This is a genomic window from Turicibacter faecis, from assembly GCF_037076425.1.
In the GTDB taxonomy this organism is placed as follows: domain Bacteria; phylum Bacillota_I; class Bacilli_A; order MOL361; family Turicibacteraceae; genus Turicibacter; species Turicibacter faecis.
This window is the reverse complement of the sequence record NZ_AP028127.1, coordinates 445,163-468,584: the sequence shown is the minus strand read 5'-3', so window position 1 is coordinate 468,584 and position 23,422 is coordinate 445,163. Positions and strand designations below refer to the sequence as shown.

Below are 23,422 nucleotides of genomic sequence, written 5' to 3'. Positions count from 1 at the left end.
TAAAATGCTCATTCATCAGAGGTTCAATCTATACACAGTGATACCTTTTGTACCTTCGCTATTGAACCTCCCTAACGATGAACCCTTTTTCATTTTAGCTCGTGCAAAGCTTTCAAGTGATACATTTAACCCCTTGATCGCCAAACAGCCCACTTAAGGGGCAACCTTATCGCGACATTCCTTTTGGTGAATTTACTTTTTTAACTTTATGTTTGAACGGCCAATGTTTTGTTAACAATAAAAGCATCTCAAACCCTAACAACACAGTCGCCACTAAATAGAGCACCCAACAGGACTGAAACATCACTGCCGCTACTGAAACAACGTGCCCCGCTTTTGGCATGCGACTTTTTAGACAGACTTGATACGCATACGCATGTAGGCAAAAGAGGATAACATACGTCACTGTATTAAGAACAACCCCTCCCATGAATGGGGCAACAAATTCTTTCGTCATCGGTGCCAACATCAAGATGATGACGATCTGGATCAACACAAGTGCCAGTTTAAATAATCCCATTTCTCGTCTTATCACAACACCATCCCGCTTTCTAATGAATTAAGGTCTGATTGACCTTCACCTCTATTGGTAGCATATGCGAAAGCCTATGAATCGTCACTAACCGTGTCGCTTTTTATGATATAATAGGTAAAAAATTGATTTTTTTTGATGAATTGGATGTGATGCTATGAATTTAAACCATCTTGAATATTTCCGTGTACTCGCACACTTAGAGCATTATACGCAAGCAGCAAAGGAGCTGTCGATTACTCAACCTAGCTTAAGTCATGCGATTTCGATGCTCGAAAAGGAGTTAGGAACACCCCTTTTTGAAAAACAAGGGCGGAATGTTCGACTCACGCGCTATGGACGCTTTTTTCTCACTTACGTTGAACAGGCATTGGATGAAATTAAATTAGGCGAGCAAAAATTAAAAGAATTTTCCTATCAAACGGATGGCATCATCCGACTTGGCTTTGATGCCTTGCTCGAACCCACCTTCGTTCCTAAGCTCATGCAAACCTTCCTAAGCGAACAAGTTCTCACCTTCACGCTCAAACAATCCGACACGCACGCCTTAATAGATCATCTAAAAACAGGTGCCCATGATTTAATTATCTCTACCTCTGTCCCGCTTGATCATGAATTAGACACCACCACGCTTGCAACGTGGAAATGGCACCTTCTCCTCTCTTCTACCCATCCTTTCGCTCATCGAAGTGATATTTCCTTACAAGAACTTCAGGAGCAACTGTTCATTCTTCCCCCGACTCAAACACCGGAGCACCTGGCTATCACCCAGTTATTCGTCCAGCAACACCTTCCCTTGCCTAACACCTTAGAAATTGCTCAAAAAGAGACGACTCTTGAACTGGTCGCACTCAATTATGGGGTTAGCATAGCTTTAAATCCGACGCCACTTCTTCGACAAGATATCCAAGCCATTCCAATCAAAGGGACCTTACCTTTAGAAGCCTACCTCATCACATTAAAAAATCAATCCTTAACTCCCTCTGCCCGTTTATTTAAGGACTTCCTCCTTCAAACGACAAAAAGCTGAGTTCCAACGAACTCAGCTTTTTTTATTATTTAATCTTTATTTTTTGACTCTAACTTGGCTTCGATTACATCCAATCTATGAATAATCGTATCCAACTTTTGAAGTAACCCTTTCATAAATTGATAGATACCTACACAAACAGGAATTATTAGGCCATAACCCATGATTTGACTCATGAATAATGGAAAATCCCATGCCACATAAGTTAAATACTCCATCATTCTCCTCCCCATTTTTTACTTTCTTTGATTATACATCAACTAATGAGGAGGACACCAGTCACTTTCTGCTTTGGCATCGCTAAAAACAGTAGGTTTCGCTACTGTTTTTTTAAGTCGTTTTTCACTTTTTTTAAATATTTCGTAATTAAGTTGTAGTCATCTTCTGTAATTTCATGTTGTTCAATCATTTTTAATAACTTAACTTCAATCGATTCAACTTCGTGCTTGTTCTTCATCTTGCTTAAACCCTTCTCTCACTATGCGATATTCAATTCCTGTCACATCATGTTGATAATCATAATCATAAACCCATAAATCAATTCGGTTATCCCAGCTACAAGCCCCGCAAGCATCCAATACAATTGCTTTTTGCGTGTCTCCTGTCGGATATGTAATTTCTAGAACGGTTCCATAATAACTTGGAATTCCTCGCTCATTCAATCCAACTTCCATGACCTCATCGATATTCACTGCTACAATAGGAAGCCATTCATATTCTGAATCATAATAATGCATCACATTATCAATAACTTTTACTCCGTCGTCTTGGTAACTAAGTCCGTATCCCACACGAACCTCCCCGGCTTTCACACTATAAAATGTTTGTCGGTAATCTCTAAAGACCGGTTCTGTCTCGCTTACTCCATCCTCAGAGGCATCCGTCTGCTCTTTCGCAACGACTTGATCCTGTGTTTCATCCCCGGATTCCTCTGCTAAGGTAGCGTCTGTTGACTCTTCTACCGGCTCCTGATTTCCAACCTCATCTCCCGTATCTTGTATCTGATTTTCTTCAGTTGCTTCAGGAGGAGCGCCCTCTTCTTCATCCGAATCCATCGCAGGCTCGTCCATGTCATCATTTGTCTCATTTTCTACAGCATCAGTGGCCTCATTTTCAGGATTCACCACTGCATCTGACTGTGAGTCATTTTCTTGCCCATTTACCGTCACGACGTTCATCTCTACTTCTGAATCGGCCTCTTGTTGAACGGCCATCAAGGCCGTGCTTAATTGTTTGAGTGCCAATTCTTTTTGTTGTTGCCCCTCACTTTCAGATTCCTCGGAATTCAAGGTCGCGACCTCAGTCTTCACTTCCTGTGATTCCGATTCGGTGGGCATTTCAACTTCAGACGTTGGTTCTTTATCTAAAAGCTGTGTCCTATCTTCTTCCACCGCCGTCGTACTTTCTGGCGCTATTGGCTGTGGGAAAATAAAGCCTAGGACAACCATGAAATTTACCATTAGATTTAACATATTCCACCTCAATTTAAATGGTTTTTGCACATGTATATTATGACCAATTTTTTATTTTTTACACGTTTCTGACCTTTTTTAGTGATTGGATTCATAATTTGGATGTTAAATGCCCATACTATTGGATGGATTAGCTACAATTGACAGGGTCGATGGCTTGTCAAAGTGGTTAAAATGAAGTATAATGAGTCATGTAATCAAATTAACCTGGGGATGTTACGGATTCGACTGGGGCATTTGAGCTTAATAAGCAAGTCGTGTTAGCCCACGTTAAAAGGTCGAGGTTATAATAACCGGAAAAACAAACTTACAATTAGCTGCTTAATATAACGTAGCTGCCTACCATTCAATCGCCCATGTTGAATGACTAGGCTCACTGAAGTGGGATACGCTAGTCTGTGCCGTTTGAATAGCCTAGAAGAGATGATCAAACTCGCGGTCTGACAGGTGTGTCGCCTGACCAGTCACCCGTTAAATTTAATAGGAGACTAAACTTGTAGAAAGTTAAGTGGTCGGTGTTTTAGGACGGGGGTTCGACTCCCCCCATCTCCACCATAAAATACACGTCCGAAATATTGATGAAGAAAAAAGAATTATCTGAGTTCAGTTGAAACTGAGTTGAGATAATTCTTTTTTTGTACTCTTATACTACTTTTTGATGATTGATACCAACCTCGATTTCTAATCGTTGATAACGAACTGAGTAAATGAGGAGGACCTGTTTGAAGTCATGAAAAAAGCCACCGAGGTTATAATGGACCTCGATGGCTTCGTTATGAATAAGGACAAATCGACCTTTTCTTACCCTATTAAATATAAATAAGTATCAAAACTTCTATCTACTGCTTGTGCAATAAATTCAACAAAATCATCCGTATTACCAGTCGTACTCGCTTTTTCTAATGCACTCATATAATCTACACGGTCAGTATTTCTAATAACAGTTAGTGGATATCCATTTCTTAGTAGAATTAAATTCATTAATAATCTCGCTGATCTGCCGTTTCCATCTATAAAAGGATGGATATAAACATATTTAAAATGGAATAATGCTGCTAATTTTACGGGATGCATTGTTTCTTTATTTTCATCATACCAATCTAATAGCTCTCTCATTTTATCTTCTACAAGAAAATATTCTGGTGGTCGATGCATACTACCACTGATTAATACATTTGCTTTTCGATAAACACCAGCATTTGAATTATCAATGCTCTTTAAAATAATATGATGAAGATCTCGAAAGACTCTTTCTGATAAATCAAACTCTTTACTAACGACATCTTGTATATAATCAATAGCTTCTTTATGGTTTAAAACTTCGAGATGTTCTCTTAAACTTTTGCCTCCACCTATTGTTAGACCATCTTCTAAGATTACTTTTGTTTCAGTAATCGTTAATGTATTTCCTTCAATGGCATTTGAATTATAGGTAAATTCAACATCAAAATATTTCTTTAAATTCGTTAGAACCTCTCTACTTAAAGGACGCTTATTATCTAACAATTGTTTCTTTTCATCTAATAACGTAAACATAAAAACTCTCCTCTCTTTATAAATTCTGGATCTAGGTCAATATTTTGGACACAAAAAAGTTAAGTTTTTAAGCAATTTGTCGTGCAAGTTGCTCACATTCTTCTGGCGTTAAATAATTAATGGAACCATGAATCCTTTTGCGATTATACCAGCCTTCAATATATTGAAATAGGGCCATTCTAGCCTGTTCAAATGTCACATATGTAGTTTGATACACTTCTTCTTTCTTTAGAGTGGCATGGAAAGATTCGATACAAGCATTATCATAAGGACATCCTTTACGACTGAAAGACTGGATCATCTTAAAGTCTGAAGTTAAGTCTTTAAACTCTTGGCTAGTATACTGTGATCCTAAATCAGTGTGGAGAATAATCTCATCTTTAGGTTTTTGAGAAACATAGGCATTCTTTAAAGCTTTTACGATAATATCTGTGGTCATTTGTTTTGAAAAATGATAACCAATAATTTTCTTTGAATGTAAATCCATCACTGAAGCTAAGTAGCACCAACCTTCTTTTTGAACGTAAATATAAGTAATATCGGATACCCATTTTTGATTAATTGAAGTCGTCGAAAAATCCTGTTCTAGAATGTTATTACGTTCTAAAACAAGTTCCTTAGACTGTCTATAAGGAGTATATTTTCTTTGAATAATCGAAGCTAAACCGCTTGATTTCATTAACCGTTGAACACGTTTCAAGCTAACAGTGAATCCCTCTTTAATCAATTGATGGTGTACCTTAATAGCACCATACCGACACTTACTTTCAAAATAAATTTCTTTAATACGTTCAAGTAGTTTCTGATTTTCACGTTCCCATTTTGATTCAGTTTGATGCTTCGATTGATAATAAGTACTTCTTGGAACACTTAAGACCTCACAAAGTTGCTTAATATCGTGTTCCTGATGGTGTTGATTAATAAACTGACATAATTCAGATTGACTTACTTTCTCGCGAATATGGTCATAGCCTTTTTTAATATTTCATTCTCCTCTTGCAGACGTAACATTTCTTGCTTCATGCGTTTAATATCCTCTAGGGTAATTTCTGTATCATCTACCGAGGCAATCGGAGAAATTTGTTTAATCCATTTGTAAATTGTTACTTCTGAAACACCATATTCACGACTTAGATCTTTAACTGAACGTCCATTTTTATAAAGTTCAACAATCATTGATTTAAATTCATTATTATATTTTTTCATACAGACACATCCTTTTATTAAGTCTATTGTAACGACTTAACTTAAGTGTGTCCATAAAACTATACTAGCACCAATTCATTTATTCCATTATGGACTGTTAAAGTCATTTATTCCAATGATCTAATATCCCTGTCTAACATTAATTACTTTAAATAGCAATACTAAGACTATTATATCATAAATGTGACTATCTACTTATCATATAAAAGACTATTTACTATCCTATTCGATAGATATCTGGACGTGGATACTAACCGGAACGCCCCATCTCCACCAAAAAATACACAACGTAAACAAAAACCATTATCTGAGTTCAGAACGAATCTGAGTTGAGATAATGGTTTTTTATATTAACTATCCTTTAAGAACTTTAAAAACTTTCTTATACTTTTTAATTCCTGTCTATCGTAATCTAATAACCATCCCTCATGCAACTTCCTTTTTCCATCATTAACTTGACAGCGAAGATCCACTAGTTTATGCCAAATAATATTGGCCTCATTTCGTAATTCGGGTGAAAGACTATAGCCAAATTTTATAATCATTAACGTTTGTTGATACGCGATCCAGGGGATATGATTCACATCATCGACCCCAAGCCAATCAATTATAAACATTTTTAATTCCTCATTGACCTTATCCCAAAAGGGATTAATATGTATTTTCCTAAATTCTCTTCCAATCTCTCCCCGAGGTGCGACCAAACCTTTTTTATAATCCTTTACGCTGTCATTTTCATAGACTATTTTTAATAACTCATTTATCTCTTTCTCTGTTAAAAATCTTACAAAAAATCCTTTAAATTCGTTCATTAAAATATTGGTGAATTTTTTCAGTCCACGCATAGAGAGTATAAAAGTATATTTAAGCTCGTTATCAGAAAAATTATCGACTATACATTGTCCGTCCAAATCCATTTCAGAAATTGCTGATTGGCTACAATAACTAAATTCAAAATTAGAAATATTCTTTTTAAGGATACGAATAATTTCCGACTGGTTCAACAGGAAGAGTTCAGATAATAATTCTACAGTAAATCTATTATTGCATTCACCAAATAAACTCTCCATACCACATGCCCCCAATTTTAGGAATTTTATAATCAAATCATGTGAATTTAAACACTCTTTTTTGCAACGTTATATATTATAATTTATGATTCGACAAAGCCTAATATGAAACCTATTTGAATTTCATTACCACTCACATAATATTTCTAACTAATTATCATTTCACATCATCTAGACACATTCTCAATAACCTTTTGGGCGCTTAATCCCGTTGCTTAACGTAATATCCATAAGAGATTCTACCTAAAGCCATTTTCCGTTCAACGCTTTCATTCTACACACACCTTTCTACTTAAACATAAGCAGACAATTATCCTACATATCGCTTCACTGCCCGTAAAAAGCAAGCTAAATCTTTTTTATCTGTAATCCTTATATAGCTTATTAACGAATCAACTCACCCCCTATTTCTAACCGTTGATTTCGAACCAGTTAAATAGAGCTGATTCAATTAAATTCATAAAAAAACACTAGTTTAACTAGTGTTTTCAACTGCGGCTAAAAGCCTCTATTACCGTTCAGGATCCAAAGGTCCTTTAAAAGGGGTCGGCAACATCTCCACTCGCATGGAAATATAATCAGGAAATGCATTCCCCTCTGTTATTTCTCCCCTCCTTCGCGTCATTCCTTTAATATTTTTCTAATACCTCGTTAAAGGCTTTACGGAAACACCCGTATAACGGAAGATGTTCATTTATAAAAAAAGTCACCGAGGCTACAATAGACCTCGATGACTTCGTTATCCATAATAATTAGAGGAATGAAACGTGGAAAGATAGATCTAAATTATATATCCTTTCCGGATAATAAATATGACCCAGTTTATTCAATTCTATCTTTAATTGAGTTTCCTTTAGTCTACCCCGTCGCTGATTAATCTAATCAGATTTAGAGAATTAAGGTAAATTTGTTTTTTTAACCTTACTAAAAGTCCCATCTCTTATAGACTATACCTCGTTTTTAATATCCTGTCTAATTTAACTAAAATTTATAATTCCCTACGTAACTCTCTTTCTTTTAAGTCCTTAATAATTTGAGGATACTCTTTATCAAGTTTATATGGAATCATTAATAAAAGTTGAATTAAGGCAACGGCAATTGGTAGGATTAAATATAAAACTTTAATTGCCATAAGCGCTGTATCCGGTTGGACACTTAATGCTCCATCATACGCACCCATTGCTAAAACACCACCTACTAAGGCACTTCCTAATCCCGCTCCAAATTTTCCTCCAAAGCTTTGAGCGCTAAAAATTAACCCCTCTGTACGTACGTTTGACTTCCATTGTCCATACTCTACCGTATCTGCAATAAACGCAAATTGTACCCCCATTACACAGGCAAATCCTGCTCCGCGCAACAATGATGTCCCAATAACTAACATCGTATTAGACGGATTGATTAATAAAACTAAATAACTAATTAAAATTACTATCCATCCTAGAACATTTGTATACCTCTTTCCAATCCTTTTAACAAGTGGTGCAATGCATAATAATGTTATCACCATTGGAACCATGTATGCTGAATTCAAAATAGAAGCAATATTTACATCATTTAAAATATACTCACTATAGTATGTATTAACACTTATCATTAAGGCATTAAAAATGCTAGTAAATGCTCCTAATACTGTAACAATAATCCAGTATTTATTAGTAATCAACGCCTTTAAACCAACCTTAACTGGAACATCCTCACGTTTTGATGCATCTTCCCCAACAACTTCTTTCGTTCCAATAAAATTAATCACAAATAATCCAACTGCAACAGCTGTAAAAATTGCATACGCTAGTGACCAAGAATATCTTGTCCCACCCAGAGCCTGAATTAATGGCATCGTCATCGAAGCTACAATAAAATTAGCAATTTGTGCAAATACAATACGATAAATATTTAAAAGAGAGCGTTCATATTGGTCCTGTGTCATTAATGAACTTAAAGCTCCATAAGGTACATTAATTCCAGTATAAAAGGTATTGACCAAATTATAGGTTACAAAAATATAAATTAACTTTATTGTGTTATCCGATTCAGGAACTGAGAACATGGCTACCGTAGCAATAGCAAACGGAATAGCCATACGCAATAGCCATGGTCGCGCCTTCCCATGTTTCGATTTTGTCTTATCAACAATAATTCCCATAATAATATCAGTAAATCCATCAATAATACGAGAGAGCAACATAATAGTCCCTATCGATAATGCGCTTACATGAGCGACATTTGTATAATAATACATTAACCACGCACTCATTGCCCCCCAAACTACATTACAAGCTGCGTCCCCACAACCATAAGCTACCTTAGAACTCAAACTTAATCCGTTTGTTACTGCTTTACAATTTTTCATTTTTAAAGCTATACTCATTGAAAATCCCCCTCTACCAGATTGTTTTAACTGTATATACACTTACCTCATCGATTACATCTGTATCCGTACAAGATAATTCAAAAATCCCCTCTTTGGATTCTGTATAAAAAAGCTTTGTTCCCGCTGCTTCGCCATCATTAAGGAAAACTTCAACGACTCGACGATCAACAAAGATTTCAACGGTACGAACCTCTTTTATAGGTGCAATAAATTGAACATGACTCGATTTGACTCCATTTGTTTGAATGGATACCTCATTATTATTACATTTTAATCGAATACTACTTTCCTCATTTTTTCCAAGCAATAAATCAAAATCACTGTTTCCTTTAAATATCAATTTACTATAGTAACAGTTCCCCTTGATTTTATCGATTCTAATATTTTGTTTCGAAATTCTGCATAATTCCTTATCAATTAAAGAGTATACCTCCTTAACGGGTTTCATATATAAATGATTATTTTTCAATGAAAGCTCACGAGGTAATGCCATACTACCATAAGCACCATTTTTTTCTACCACGTGCTCCTCATAAAAATCTGAAATCCATCCAATAGCAATTCTTCTACCAGCATATTCAAACGTTTGAACGGCATAATAATTGCTTCCAAAGTCGAACAAGCCTCTCTTTTCAACGTTTAAACGATGTCCCTCTAATTCACCTATATAATACATCGTCGGCTGAATACGACCTTGGTCATCTGTATAAAACATATACGCTGCAATGGCCACAAATTTCCCATCTAACTCAAATAAATCTGGACACTCTATTGTATATACACCTTTTTGACTTTCTAGTATTACCTCCCCCGAATATTCAAAATTTTTCATATCTTTTGATTCATACAAGACAATTGCGGGGATATTATTTAGCTGGGTTCCCAGAACCATTTTCCATTTCTCATTATGATAGAAAACTTTTGGATCACGAAAATTAAACGAGAATGGTTTTCCCGGTTTTTCAATGATAATCTCCTCTTTTCCAAAATTAATCCCATCCCTCGAGGAAACCATTGTTTGATACTGTACTGTTTCATCACAGTCCTCCGACGGTCCAAGATGGCGTGTTAAATAAAATTGAATACGATCATCTAATGCTACCGCACATCCGGAAAATGCCCCCCCTTTTAAATCTTTGGCATTTAATATTTCTTCTTGCGGAAACAAGACATACGGTAAATGTATCCAGTGCACCAAATCCCGACTGACTGCATGCCCCCAATACATATGTCCCCACTTTTGTTCATGAGGATTCGCCTGGTAGAACATATGATAGTATCCTTTATAATAACAAAGACCATTTGGATCATTAATCCAATTTTTATATGGCCCAAAATGGTATTGTTCGCGATACGGGGTATCATACCAATCAGATAAATCATCTTGTGTAGTCAACGAATAGTTATCACTTATCTCAATAAATTTAACTCCCTTATCCAATATGTCATCACATTGACTTAAATATGCAATAGAAATATCAACATTTTCTAATATCAATTGATACTCTTGCTTTTTTATTAAAGGAAATTTTAACAAAATGTAATTATATTTCCCTGCTATGCTTTCCTGACTTTCATTAGTTATCTTATTTACTAATTTAATCCCACCTTGAGTTCCACTCTTACACCTAGCAAATATCTCAAGACAACAATAATTTCCTGAATAAAAATTCACTATACCCCTCCTTAATTAATGTAACATCAATGCAATAACGATTTCAAAAACGATTTCCATTAATGTGATATAAAAAGTATCAAACCGGTTCGATATTTTTATCATACATTATTCACCTTCCGTTTGCAAGCGTTTTTAAACCTGAAAATGGTAAAAAAGAAGCTATCCGGTATAAGATAGCTTCTTTTTTTTATAGAGTTGTTTCCCCTTCACATAACTGTACATCTAACATTATCCTGCTACTCTTCAATTCTTTTCCTTCTATTAAATCTACAATAGTAGTTGCAGCCTTAATCGCTAACTGTTCAATAGGTTGAACAATCGAAGTTAGCCGTTTCTCACTCATAGAGGTAATATACGTTCCATCATAAGCAATAAGTTTTAATTGTTTTGGAATATTATATCCATATTCTCTAGCCTGTTGTAAACACGCCAACATAGCTAAATCTGAACCAAAAATCGCATCCACATTTGGATAACATTCAAATAGCTCTCGTGCAACTTTTAAAAAATCTTGAGAATCGAAACAATTAACATCCATTTCAACTTCAAATACGTTGATATTATTTTTCTCTAGTAACTCTTTGAAGGACTCGTGGTATTGATGAGCAGGGGTTTTTACAATTGAGGCCCCTTTAATGTGTACGACATTCTTACAATTATTATCAATTAATTTTAGTGCCGCCATTTCACCGCCTTTTTGATGATTAGAAGAAACAATCGGTATCTTTTCGTCAATATACCGGTCAATCGCTACTAATGGACGATTAACCCTCTTATAATCTTCAACATCTAGCGAATGGGCCCCCATAATAATTCCATCCATAACCTGACTTCTTAATAAATCAAGAAACTCATGTTCTACTCGATCTCTATTAGCCGTTCCACAAACCATCGTTTTGTAACCTAACTGGTATAAATGTCTCTCGGCATACCTAATAAAGGTACTAAAAAAGGGATGATTTAAACTTGGAACAATAATGCCAATAATATTAGTTTTATTTCTAGATAAATTTCGTGCTAACTCATTAGGTTTATAATCTAGCTCTCTCATCGCCTCCTCTACCTTCTCTCTCGTCTTTTGGGAAACGTAGCCCGTATTATTTAAAACAAGAGATACCGTACTTGGTGCTACATTAGCACGTTTAGCTACATCTTTAATGTTCGCCATATAACCTCCATATATTTATTATTACTAAAACTAACTCTATTTTATCACGAACTAAATAGCTATGTTTATAACATACCGAATCTAATTTGAATTTTTATTCAATTAAAAATAAATAGGGAGCGAAGCTTCTAACGATTACCTATGCAATAAGTTCAATCAACTAATCCATATTCCCCGTCATAATCGCCTTTCCATTACAAAAAAGCCAATTCCAGACTATCACGGTGATTCCTTGGTCTTTGTGAACAAACAGTGAATCGAAATCACCCGTCTAAATGGATTAACCCAATTCCTCCAATAGTAATCACCGTTTAACTCATTTGAAAGATAGTAGATCAACTTAAATGATGTTAATTTGTTGACTTAAATCTAGTCGATAACAAGAACTCCTATTCCTATCTTATAATTGATAGGTAAGATAACTTGGAAATATTTATAACAAAAAGACAAAGATCAATCTTACGGTACTGGTTTACTTCCAATACGAGACTCATCTTTGTCTTTTTTTCTATTCTTTATTTAAAGGCATCGTCTATTATTCATCTCGATGAGCGTGATTCCGAGAATGATGGTTAGAAATTCAGCAAAGGGGATGGTTGCCCATACGCCATTAATACCTAGAATTTGGGGTAAAAGGATGATTCCTAGGATAATAAATAATAGCCCTCTACTCGCCGCAATGATAACTGAATTCAGGGCTTCCCCAATAAACGTAAAGTATCCAGACGTGATGATATTAAATCCATTCATAAAAAAGGCGATAGCGTATATTTTTGCCCCTTGAGCAGCCAAATCAACAATCTGTTGATCAACGCTCATAAAGAGTTTAATTAAATTTTCTCCGAATAAAAATAAAACGATAAATATTAACGTTCCAATCGCGATACCTACAACATGGGCCAACTTTAAAATTTGTTTCACCCGATCATAGCGTTCACTTCCGTGACTACAACTAACAATAGGGCCGATTCCATCGGATATTCCAAATAAAATACAAATCCCAAATTGCCCCACGTAATTAATAGCAGTGAATGCCGCCACGCCATTTTCACCCGCTATACTCATAAAAGCCATATTAAAAATATAGGCGCTAATCGCTACGGAAAGCGAAATAATTCCTTCAGAAGATCCATTATATAAAACAGGTAAAACCGTCGTTAAATCCCATTTACCCAGATGAATATTAATCAATTTTTCTTTATCAAATAAATTTAAATTATATTTCCACGTAATAATTCCTGCTAGGCAATCAATCCCACAACACATATCCCCGGCCGAACACAATAGCAATTATCGGAGATAGTCTAATCTTCTATTCCTAGGACTTTAAAATCTTTTTAAAGTGAGTGAAATCAACCAGCATTTTTCATAATCTCCATTAGTATCGTCTTTAAAACATCATTATCGACCTCAGTATAGAACTTGATTTCATTCCTGTCGATTTGAATACAACAAATAGGAGGGACTGTTTTATAAGCATCTGATTCAAGTTGAATCGGAACAATTAATGGACTTTCCTTCATATAAATGACCTCCTTTTCTTTGATAGCTAAAGTATAGCTCAAAGTTGGAGGTCAAAATAGACATATTTATATTACGCACTTATGATTAAATTTTATATAAATCCTTCAAGAATCTTTTAAGACACTCATTAATTTCCTGAATTCGATAGCAATCATTTCCACTTACTTCAAGCATACTATAACTTTTGGTTTGAGGATGATAAAGGGGATAGCGAATATTATTATGGAGAGATGAAAATTGAATACCTTGAAATACCCCTGATAATATCTGTTTACTAATTTGTTCTCGAATAATCTCATTATTTCCAGATAAAATTTCGATTAAAAAATGGATTGAACTATCTAATGAGTGCCCCATTTGACGTAATCGATCGGCATAATAAGGCTGAGTAATATCAAGTTTTTGACAGATATGCGATTTAATACTTTTCTCCATTGACTGAATATATAAGTAAATAGCTTCGCTATATAAGCCCTGAGAAGCTAGTAAATGCGCCGCCTGTTCATCCTTTATTGCTTTTTGCTCATAGATTGATGCCATATCAATACCATCGTTAATATACTTTCTTGTTCCGATATACTTCATTTAAAACTCTCCCTAAATTAAATTTAAATTGAATATGTTGTACTATGCATATTGCCCCCTTAAACAAAATTCATCGGATTTTTGATCAACACCTTTTAAGGCCGATTGGCCAATCCTCGCATCAGAATTAAAAAGAAGATATAAACATATCGTCAGTAACAGCCATCTAATCATGCCCATCTTTTTTTTAAATCCCTTGTTAACTCCTCCCATCTTTCTCCCTCTTCAGATTAGCTCCTATCCCCATGGCCAACTTCAAGGGGAGTATCCAAGTGTTACTTATATCTTCTCCCGAAATCCACAATTATTCCAATCTATTGAAAATTCGGTTTAAGAACCGACCTTGTGGCTCTCCTATAAAAGGTAAAGAGAATACTCTCAAAAATTTTCACTCATTTTTTTGATAAGGTTGGCAATCTCGTCAATACCAATAACCTTTATGAGCAAAAAATGTTAATATCTTTCTTTCTTACTGCTATTACCAAAAACTAAAAAAACTCCCTCCATCATAGACTCTAAAGAAATTCTGTCTTAAGAGATGGTATCACCTTTATTTTTGGTCTACAATGAAGGTACTATATCAAATCAGAGTAAGTAAGTTCCCATTTAATTTAAACTGTTATAATACTACCCCTAAAAATAAATTTAACAATATTTATTTTAAATACCTTTCTCTCCACTTTTGATAATATGCATAAGCATTTTCTTGTAAATTCGTATAATCAAATTCTGCTTTAAAGACCCCACTTCTATTTAATATAAAAGTAAAATTACTCCATTGCTTACCTTTATCCAATGATTTCCATAATGGAAGTATAATACAATATATCTTTCTAAATGTATTAAGAATATCCCCACGATCCACTTCCTCTAATTTAAAACATTGGGTAAATAAATCCCCCTCTATATTTACATAATAGTCGAAGGAAAAACCTCCCTCTGTCAATTCTCCATAAAAAATTACTTGTTTCCATTCCTGAGGTAAGACCGTTAATAATTCGTTAGTTATTAATCCATATACTTTTCTATCCATATTTAACCGGTACTCCTTTCATTAAGTAATGAAGTTACCCTTTCTTCCCCATTTATAGAATAACTAATATCGAAGGAGCTTGGACGTCTTGAGTCTCCCTCATAAATCGGCTCTACTTTAACATCTACATTTTTCCCATCTGAAACTGCATCTGCCAAAAAATTTTCTATCTTTTTATATTCCCCACGGTTTAAATTTGAGTCCATAGGAACTAAATTTTCTATTTTATTTGATCCTCCAAATCTATCGGCAATTAAATGTCCCCGGTCATCTGTATCTTGGCGATCTTCTCCACCAACATTATCCTCGTTAATAGTCTTTCTAGGAGATTCGTTTAATTCCAAACGACCTTCAGCTCTAATCGTTCTCCCTAAATAATCAGTCTCATATTCATAACCATTTACTTTAAATACTGTATCCGGCATAATTTCTCCGTTATTTTTAAAAACATTTCCATTATCATCTGTTTCGAGTGATTGACCGTTTTCACGATAAATTGAATTAGATTCTAACGATGTTCCTTCCGATAATAGTGGCTTATCAGCCTCTTTAAAATTACTTATACTCGTGGTTGAGCAATCGTTGTTAAAAAAGTTAGGTAAATCAAAACTCTTTTTTAGACTCTCTGTCGATTGTTCAAAAACTTTGGACATCATTGTTTCAATCATGCGATTAAACCTCTCTTATTTTTTATATCGTCTACCCATTGAAAATAAAATGGTTCAAAATTTGGGTCTTCTTTTGCTTTGCTAGATAATAGGCACTGTATAATCGCATATTCAACTTCCTGATTTTCACATTTTATTTGTGTTTTTATAAATTCTTTGCAACGTTGTGTCCAATTCTCCAGGTTATTAGAGTTCATGGCATAGAAGGTCATTTTATTTTTATCAATAATAGAACAAATAATATCGCATAATGTTTCAAAATTTTCTTGCTCCCATAAAGCCATTTGAGAATTTTCCTTATAATCGGAAAGATTTTTTAAAACTATCTTTTTATGCTTACCATTCAAGGTTGAAATCGGCAACCAATCAATTAACTTATCTATTTCTTCTTCCCCAAATAAGCGAGATTCATTCACTCTTCCCCTCATTAATAAATGAAGCAACTGACTATTGTTTAAGCGATTTAAGTTTAAATGCTCCATTAAATTAAATTCGTATTTCAAAGGTTTAAAGTCATGAAATTCGTCTACCTTACAAAGCACAGGCTCCAACCAATTATTCTGATACATAATAGCGACTCCTGTTTCGAGTTTAGGAATCTCATTAATTTGATCATCAGTTAAACTAGCCGACCTTCCCACTGATTGACGATCCTCATATTGAGGTAATCGAAGGATAATTTTAGTATTTGTATTGCGAATAACCGACTCATCCAATAAATTAGGTGCTTGATCTGCAATAATAAATCCTTCACCGTAAGTTCGCATTTCTGCAATCGAATTGGAAATCATCTCAACCGACTTACCTTGTAAGTTAGAATCTTCTTGTGATTGGGTAGTACTACAGCGCTTTAATAAATTATGAGCCTCTTCAAGAACAGTTAAGTGCTTCAATTGAGAATTAGCCTGTGTCTTTTCACACATACGATACTCTTGTAGTTTGATAAACAACATCCCCATAATCAATGCTTTAGTTTCCACCGAACTCACACGGCTTAAGTCAACAATTACATTTTCATCAAATAACAGTTTATCTGCCAAATCCTCTTCTGCAAAGATTTGCCCGAGTAATCCGTTTGTTAATGATTTTACACGGGTGACCAAAGCTCCGGTATAATTACTCTTTAACTCTTCAGCATAACCCGAATGGTCAATTACAATCTTTAAAGTCTTCAACAAATCTTTAAACGTAGGATACTGTGATTCTTCATTATAATTCAGAGAATAGTTCAAGTCCCACCCTTTTAACTCATATGCCATCTCAATTGCCTCTTTTAAAACAGCCGGCATAGCAGCATACATCGGCCAACAGGCATTAAAAATTTCAATTAATCGGTCAATGTGTTCTAAGACATGAATATCCCCTGGAAATTTAAATGGATTGATTTTTAGGAGTTTACTATACCTTATATTTGTTCCATAGACACTCACATCAGTTCTTCCACCAAATACTTGACGATATTCCCCCTTGGCTGGTTCAATGACTAAAAACTTAATCCCCTTTTTATTAGCCTCATCTAGGATTCGATATATCGTATTAGACTTCCCAGAACCTGTTGATCCAGTAATAAAGGTATGCTTCGTTAACTCTTGACTAGACAAAGAAATTCTCTGATTCCTTATTACTTGATGCATATGGTAGGCGCATCCCATCTCGAAGTCGAAATCCATATTTAGCAAACAATGAGGCTCACGACCAAATTGCACACATTCTAGAATGGAAAGCCCTTGAAGAGAGTTACGTGAGAATGAAATAACATATGATAGCTCATTGGTTCCTACATAAGCAGTCGAAGTAACCGGCATGACATTACCTCTATCATCGCTATTAGAAATAAATACTGGATGCGTAAAATGTTTCACATACTTTTTAATTTCCTCAAAAGAAGTATATCCATTACTTTCCTCATAAGACCACTCTTGTATTACTGAAGGATCAATATGAGACTCATCCCCTTGAGTAATCGATCTCAAATAGTTAGCAACATTCTCACTCACTTTAGAATCTTTCGCCAATACATAAGTAGCAAATTTCCACAATCCGGTGGCCTGGCTTTCATCAATTCTATCCATAGTTTTCTCTAGTTTTTTTAGAAGGTTTTGAACCATATAAGATTTATAAGTATAACTCGTATTTTTCGTTGTTCCGATAGAAAGACTACTACTCGTTCCACTTGTCTCGCTTTCACCAGTTGTAATAGTTTTCGACTTCCCCCAACTATATCCATATCCAGAAGAGACCCCTAATGTATTTGTAATCGCCTTAGCTATGCTCCCTCCTATAGTGCGGCTCAAATTAACACTTGCATTTGCCCCAAAAGACAGAACCCCTAAATCAATTCCCCCTGAACCCCCGTATGAGGCCCCTTTTGTTTTTGATTCTGAAAGGGTTTTTGTCGTTCCGGCACTAGAGCTTCGATTCCCACCAATGTTTAAGGAATGGGTTTTAAAAATAGAATTACTGATACTATCACTTTTGGTAAGTGATTTCATTTCTCCCATCGTATCCATTTCGGACTCGCCAGCTTGGAATTGATATTGTAAAAACGGAATAAGAGCCGTCGCCATTTCTTCATAACCTGATAATATTTCTCTAATATCAGATTGTTTAAGCGATTCAGCTAAAAAGACAATTGAATAACTATCCTCCTCCGCTTGAGGAACAATACCATTTAACAATTTATCTAGCCCTTGAGTAATATAATCTTTAGTTTTATGCGAGGGATTATTAACAAGTACTGAAATAGAGGTCTCTTCGATAAAATTAAATACTTTTTCTGGATTATCGACTCGTTGAGTCTTCGTTCCCGGAAAGTTTCCCTTTAATGAATAATCTAGTAATTCAATATTATCTCGACTATCTTCATTTCTCCCACTTCCCTCATTTTTGATTACAAAATACATTTCTGTTTGGGTAGGCTTCCTTTTAACAACCATCGCAACCGTATGATCACCATCTGCAAAAAGGTTTAATACATTTTTGAAGCACTCCCCCGGAGAATGATTTTTATCAAGAGTCCACCGTTCAACTCGTAATGCTCGAATATTAGATGAATATGATATTTCTTCCTTTTTATTATATCCCTCATCAAAATAAAGTACTCCGTAATCCGAATTTAGTTTAGAAAGATACGCCTTATCTACTGTATACGCTATTTTCCCTAGATTATCTAAAAGTTTTTTTTCATCTGGCTTCATTTGGTTCACCCACTCTATTTTAAATATGTGACATATAGAAATAGTCCAACAGCTGCTATTCCACAACAAATATAGAACGTCTGATGATTACGTTTCTTTAAACTTACATATTCCGCTACATCATCTAAATAAAATAGGAAATCTTGATTAAAGCTCTCAGCAATCGCCCTATGGGTTAATTGATCTAAATAATCCTGATTCCACCTTCTTTTGTCTAACTTATTATTATATACCTTTCCTATAAAAGCGGACTGTACCTCGTATTCTCTAACTAATTTTTCTAAATCTCTCCTCGTTAATTTACGAGACTTTATATCATTAACAATTTTTACCCTAGAAATTTTATTATTACCCGTTAAATACTCTTTAATATTATACATTCTACTGTGCCTCCCAAATCAGTCCATCTATTTCTTTCTCACATTGTTTTAATCGGCCTACTATTTTATACATTTCTTCACCTAACTGCTTTCTTTCATCCTTAATTACATTCATTGATTTTAACTTCAATGAATATCTATCAAGGTTATTAGAAAAATGTAACTTTAGATGATCCATTATACTTTCCAAGTTATTCGAATAGTTTTCTATAAAACAGTCAAATAAATTTTCTAATTTTTGAGATAGCTCCTGTTCAATATCGTTTAATAAGCTTTCCTTATCTAGGCGCTTAGTTTTAATAAAAAATCTCTTACGCTCCATAACATTACGCTCATATACTTCATTCCAATTAGTTAGGTTATTTATATCAATATGTGGAACAGAGGTATCTAACATATAGCGCTTTACTTCTTCATCAATATCACCGTTTTGACGAATAATATCTTTAATCGCCTCGATAAACTCTGTTTGTTTTTCTTCTATTAATCTGTTGTGATTTAAAATACATCTGTTATAAAATTCCTCTATTAATGGATTAATCGTTTCCCTTATTTCTTCACCGTCCCCTCCTTTCATTTTTATTTTTCCAGATACGGGAAGCCAGCGTGATAATTTCTTTTTTATTTCTTGTCTTACCGGATTGACTACACTGGTCTCAAAGTTTTCAGCAGTAATTCCTAAAGAAATAGCTAATCTTCCACCACTATTTTTTTCTTCATCTAATTGTCGTAAAGCCTCGTTTTTCTTGCTCTCAATAGCACAAATTAAAAAATCATTAAAATTCTTAATCAGATCATCGATATTATCAATAGATTGTTGGTTAGCTTTTCTTAAACTTTCTGATTTTTGTGATAAATTCGTCACTACTTTATCCATACAATCTATAATAGCAAAAGCTCTAACAGATGACGCATGTCTTTCTGCGAATTGATGAATTTCATTTTCAAGTGCATACATTCCTGAACTTACAAAAACAATATTCTCACCTTTATCCATCTCCTCCGCCATTCGAAGTGCGCCGTCACACAGTTCTATTAATTTATTCGTTGCAAACTGTGAATGAGCTGACCTATTTTGGCGATATAGTAGATCTTCTTCATCATCAGGGATATTTTTCTTGATAATTTGAATTTCTCTTTTATCAGCTGTACCATTTATTTTACTCTTTGCTGCATACGCATTTTTAGCGGATAAAAAGAATAGTTTACTTTCGCTAAGTTTAATTGTTTTACTTTGACTTTTAATCTCCTCATTTTGAAGCATTTCACGCTCTACTGAGTCAATTGTTTCAGCCTTATTTATAATAAATAACGAACGTGCCATATCAATACTTGTCGTACTACTTTGGTCTACTTCCATTAAATCCATTAATAAGCTGTTATTTCCCGTACCCTCTAATCTATCTGGAGTTGTTACAAAAATCAAAATAGATTGGGTTTGTTCCTCTAAAGCCTTTCTCAATGCGACTTTATGTTCAGGACAATTGCTGTCTGAGCCTGGGGTATCAAAGATTTTAAATTGTATATTCTCATTATCTAAAGAAATTGGAAAAAACACCTCAATAGTTGACGAAATATATTTTGAAATCTCTTTACCCGAGTTTAAAACCTTTAAAATTTCATAAATTTGAGTATATTGTTCGATACCTTCACTCTGTAAATCATTTAAAAGGCTTTGTAATTGCGTTCGGATGTCACACTCTTGAGGACCATTAACAAATTCAAAGCATCTTTCGTTTTCATTCCATTCTAGACGTGAAAACTCTTCGGCTATCTTAAACTTAAGACTGACATTTTCACCAGCTACAGGACTAGAAATTTCAATCATCTTAGCGGTTTCAGATTTAATGCTTTCTGGTAATATCTTATAACCTAATAAAGCATTAATGAGCGTCGATTTCCCAGAACTGTATACGCCTGTAAAACATAAATTGACCTTATTATCATTTAAATTTTTAATTTTACATTTAACTTCATCTATTCGAGATTTTATTTCTCTATCTAACTTTAATACGCTCTTCTGAACATCATCAGTCTTAAATTTGAATAACGTTAGTGAGTCCCTAAAGTCACTTAATATACCAATCGAATCCTTTCCATACCGTTCAATACTTTCAAATGTTTTGGACATATCAGGAAGCATTGAGGATAATTCATGGGTAAAATGACATAGGCAATTTTCCGAATTATTATAGTTTTCAACCATTTTTCCAAAGTCATTATAGTCTATCTCCGTTGTTGTTACCTCAATTTTTACACTTTTCTCTCCATCAAAGGCCTTAGCAATATCATTAAAAAAATTATCTCCTTGATTTTGAATAATAAAATTTCCTTTTTGATTCATGTATTTCTGTAATCTACTATTTCTTGCTATAAAATTTTCTTTCCCAGATTGAAAACGTTTAAACTCAATTTCCTTCTTTGCAGGATGATATTTCAATTTTAATACTTGTTTACTCATAAATCCTCCTCTATATCAGTGCGATGATCTTTATCGCCCGGAAATGATAATTAAAAAGATATAATTTTGGATTAAACTAATAAATTCCTATTATATCGATAATCATTCGAAATTCACTCTATTATTTGTTACTATAAGTCACCTTTAAACTTACATTATTGCTTTGACGAATTTCTGTTTAATCCTATTGCTTTATATTCTAATAACAAAATATATCCATAATATTATCTGCCATATTATTATCATATTTGGAAAAATAGGCTTTTTTATTATAACACTCACCATCCGACAATTATTGTCGGTATTAACCAATCAACAACAATAAACAAGAAAACTTTCACAATTTTAAGAGATATTTGAAAGAAAATGGGATTAGATGTCTTATATAAAAAGTTATCAATAGCTATGTTTTATCATTAAGAAAGTTCTCATTTACATGCAAAAAAGCCAGCGAGTTTATTCTTAATCTCGCTGGCTTTTTTTGTATCGATCAGGTTATTCTATTTTTAATGTTTTATATCGGTGATTTTTATTCGATCAAGTCCTCTCTATTAGATAACGACTTGAGAATGACTGAGGAATTTATGTCTTTTTAATCATAGCGCATAAATTCGTTTTCCATCCATTCGCGGTAATCGTCGAGACGCCAACCTTGATTCCCTTTTTTCGAGCGGTTAAAGCGTAAGCGGTAATCTCGGCGATGAACCTTTCTTTTTTCACCTTCGACCACTAGTCCGTCTCGACTTAATGTATAGTCAACAACGCGAGCTGATAAGCAAATGACAATTGAGAATTCGTTAGCTGTTTCTGAAAAAGAGACGAGGCGTACGGCGGTAATTCGTTTCGTTTTAACATGTGGGGTCCACTTTTTTTGGCGATAGCGTTCCAGTTGTGATTGATGAAGCCTAAAAAGCTCAGGTGTTTCCATGTCTTCAACCAGACGCATATCTTTTGCCGACCAGGCTTCTTGGACATTGATAAAAATCTCTTGTACGGTATTGACTAAGTCTCTTTCTTTAAACGTTGGATCCGCATCTCGTAGCTGTGCTAATGCAATCCGGCCTTCCTTTTTCAAATTTCTACGATTTCTTGGACGGTCATAAAACCCTCTTGCCATTAACCCAGCGATGATAAAGAGGACGACCGGTGAAGTTTGTGAACCGTAGCGTCTCCCATAAGCCGAACTTGAAGAGGAAGAGTGATAGGTCGTTGTTCCTCCACGGCTTCCACCGCCTCCTCTACTCGAACTTCCACCTGAAAAGGAACCCCCGACGTCTGCTTGTGCAACAACTTGACAATACCCTATCATTAAGGTAATGACGATTCCAAAAACCGCCCACTTTTTTTTCATATGAAATTCCCCTCTCCCTCAACCTAGACTTACCATCGACTCATTCTTACTTTTTTATCCATTATACTCCCATGCTTTTTATATGAGCACGATTATATCACATCCCCCCTCGTTTGACTAGCACCTGGTTCCTCCCCTCAATGGTTAATCCCCCCCT

Annotated in this window: 21 protein-coding genes and 1 other RNA gene; 2 read left to right on the top strand and 20 right to left on the bottom strand. The window is 34.7% G+C overall.

What is annotated here, in order from left to right:
• Positions 1-166 precede the first annotated feature (166 nt).
• A complete protein-coding gene (locus AACH31_RS02280) occupies positions 167-535 on the bottom strand; it encodes a hypothetical protein (RefSeq protein WP_338617827.1) in 369 nt (122 codons plus the stop codon).
• Positions 536-689: 154 nt separating this feature from the next.
• Between AACH31_RS02280 and AACH31_RS02275 the strand changes: the two genes are divergently transcribed.
• On the top strand, positions 690-1,562 hold the full coding sequence (locus tag AACH31_RS02275; RefSeq protein ID WP_338617826.1) for a LysR family transcriptional regulator: 873 nt from the start codon (positions 690-692) through the stop codon (positions 1,560-1,562).
• Positions 1,563-1,591: 29 nt separating this feature from the next.
• Here the strand turns inward: AACH31_RS02275 and AACH31_RS02270 are convergent, their stop codons facing one another.
• From AACH31_RS02270 to AACH31_RS02260, 3 genes are all read right to left on the bottom strand, one after another.
• Positions 1,592-1,783, bottom strand: a complete 192-nt coding sequence (locus AACH31_RS02270; RefSeq protein ID WP_338617825.1) for a hypothetical protein — start codon at positions 1,781-1,783, stop codon at positions 1,592-1,594.
• A gap of 98 nt (positions 1,784-1,881) precedes the next feature.
• Positions 1,882-2,019 (bottom strand): hypothetical protein, encoded by a 138-nt coding sequence (locus AACH31_RS02265; protein WP_161830936.1) that lies wholly within the window; start codon positions 2,017-2,019, stop codon positions 1,882-1,884.
• Entirely contained in the window at positions 1,997-3,034 is a 1,038-nt protein-coding gene (locus tag AACH31_RS02260; protein WP_262950356.1) for a hypothetical protein, read from the bottom strand. Before AACH31_RS02260 ends, AACH31_RS02265 begins: the two co-directional genes overlap by 23 nt.
• A 209-nt stretch (positions 3,035-3,243) precedes the next feature.
• Between AACH31_RS02260 and ssrA the strand changes: the two genes are divergently transcribed.
• Positions 3,244-3,589, top strand: a transfer-messenger RNA (tmRNA) gene (gene ssrA, locus AACH31_RS02255).
• A 246-nt stretch (positions 3,590-3,835) separates the two neighbouring features.
• Here ssrA and AACH31_RS02250 read toward each other — a convergent pair.
• The 16 genes from AACH31_RS02250 to AACH31_RS02175 all read right to left on the bottom strand — a co-directional run bounded on the left by AACH31_RS02250 (position 3,836) and on the right by AACH31_RS02175 (position 23,265).
• A complete protein-coding gene (locus AACH31_RS02250; RefSeq protein WP_338617824.1) occupies positions 3,836-4,570 on the bottom strand; it encodes a Fic family protein in 735 nt (244 codons plus the stop codon).
• A gap of 67 nt (positions 4,571-4,637) precedes the next feature.
• Positions 4,638-5,776 (bottom strand): IS3 family transposase gene (locus AACH31_RS02245; RefSeq protein WP_262953963.1). Its coding sequence is split into 2 segments (ribosomal slippage): positions 4,638-5,551 and positions 5,551-5,776, totalling 1,140 coding nucleotides; the frame shifts between segments, so codons are not numbered across the junction.
• A gap of 350 nt (positions 5,777-6,126) precedes the next feature.
• Entirely contained in the window at positions 6,127-6,846 is a 720-nt protein-coding gene (locus AACH31_RS02240; RefSeq protein WP_338617823.1) for a hypothetical protein, read from the bottom strand.
• A gap of 988 nt (positions 6,847-7,834) precedes the next feature.
• Positions 7,835-9,217 carry an MFS transporter gene (locus tag AACH31_RS02235; protein WP_338617822.1) on the bottom strand — a complete coding sequence of 461 codons (1,383 nt, stop codon included), beginning with the start codon at positions 9,215-9,217 and terminating at the stop codon, positions 7,835-7,837.
• 13 nt (positions 9,218-9,230) lie between these two features.
• The gene (locus AACH31_RS02230) at positions 9,231-10,895 is read right to left on the bottom strand and encodes a glycoside hydrolase family 32 protein (RefSeq protein ID WP_338617820.1); all 1,665 of its coding nucleotides are present in this window, start codon (positions 10,893-10,895) and stop codon (positions 9,231-9,233) included.
• Positions 10,896-11,085: 190 nt separating this feature from the next.
• Positions 11,086-12,066 (bottom strand): LacI family DNA-binding transcriptional regulator, encoded by a 981-nt coding sequence (locus tag AACH31_RS02225; protein WP_262950363.1) that lies wholly within the window; start codon positions 12,064-12,066, stop codon positions 11,086-11,088.
• Between the two features lie 519 nt (positions 12,067-12,585).
• Entirely contained in the window at positions 12,586-13,350 is a 765-nt protein-coding gene (locus AACH31_RS02220) for an MATE family efflux transporter (RefSeq protein ID WP_338617819.1), read from the bottom strand.
• A gap of 68 nt (positions 13,351-13,418) precedes the next feature.
• Entirely contained in the window at positions 13,419-13,589 is a 171-nt protein-coding gene (locus AACH31_RS02215; protein WP_338617817.1) for a hypothetical protein, read from the bottom strand.
• Positions 13,590-13,674: 85 nt separating this feature from the next.
• Positions 13,675-14,175: a hypothetical protein gene (locus AACH31_RS02210; RefSeq protein ID WP_338617816.1), complete on the bottom strand. Its 501-nt coding sequence runs from the start codon at positions 14,173-14,175 to the stop codon at positions 13,675-13,677.
• 42 nt (positions 14,176-14,217) lie between these two features.
• Positions 14,218-14,388, bottom strand: coding sequence for a hypothetical protein (locus AACH31_RS02205; RefSeq protein WP_338617815.1), 171 nt, complete (start codon positions 14,386-14,388; stop codon positions 14,218-14,220).
• 442 nt (positions 14,389-14,830) lie between these two features.
• Positions 14,831-15,208 carry an immunity protein YezG family protein gene (locus tag AACH31_RS02200; RefSeq protein WP_338617814.1) on the bottom strand — a complete coding sequence of 126 codons (378 nt, stop codon included), beginning with the start codon at positions 15,206-15,208 and terminating at the stop codon, positions 14,831-14,833.
• A gap of 2 nt (positions 15,209-15,210) precedes the next feature.
• Positions 15,211-15,876 (bottom strand): DNA/RNA non-specific endonuclease, encoded by a 666-nt coding sequence (locus tag AACH31_RS02195; protein ID WP_338617813.1) that lies wholly within the window; start codon positions 15,874-15,876, stop codon positions 15,211-15,213.
• Positions 15,873-19,073 (bottom strand): ATP-binding protein, encoded by a 3,201-nt coding sequence (locus AACH31_RS02190; RefSeq protein ID WP_338617812.1) that lies wholly within the window; start codon positions 19,071-19,073, stop codon positions 15,873-15,875. Before AACH31_RS02190 ends, AACH31_RS02195 begins: the two co-directional genes overlap by 4 nt.
• A 14-nt stretch (positions 19,074-19,087) precedes the next feature.
• A complete protein-coding gene (locus AACH31_RS02185; RefSeq protein ID WP_338617811.1) occupies positions 19,088-19,453 on the bottom strand; it encodes a hypothetical protein in 366 nt (121 codons plus the stop codon).
• A gap of 1 nt (position 19,454) precedes the next feature.
• Complete coding sequence (locus tag AACH31_RS02180; protein ID WP_338617810.1) at positions 19,455-21,914, bottom strand: dynamin family protein; 2,460 nt, start codon at positions 21,912-21,914, stop codon at positions 19,455-19,457.
• A gap of 592 nt (positions 21,915-22,506) precedes the next feature.
• Positions 22,507-23,265 carry a Tim44 domain-containing protein gene (locus tag AACH31_RS02175; protein WP_338617809.1) on the bottom strand — a complete coding sequence of 253 codons (759 nt, stop codon included), beginning with the start codon at positions 23,263-23,265 and terminating at the stop codon, positions 22,507-22,509.
• Positions 23,266-23,422: the final 157 nt, after the last annotated feature.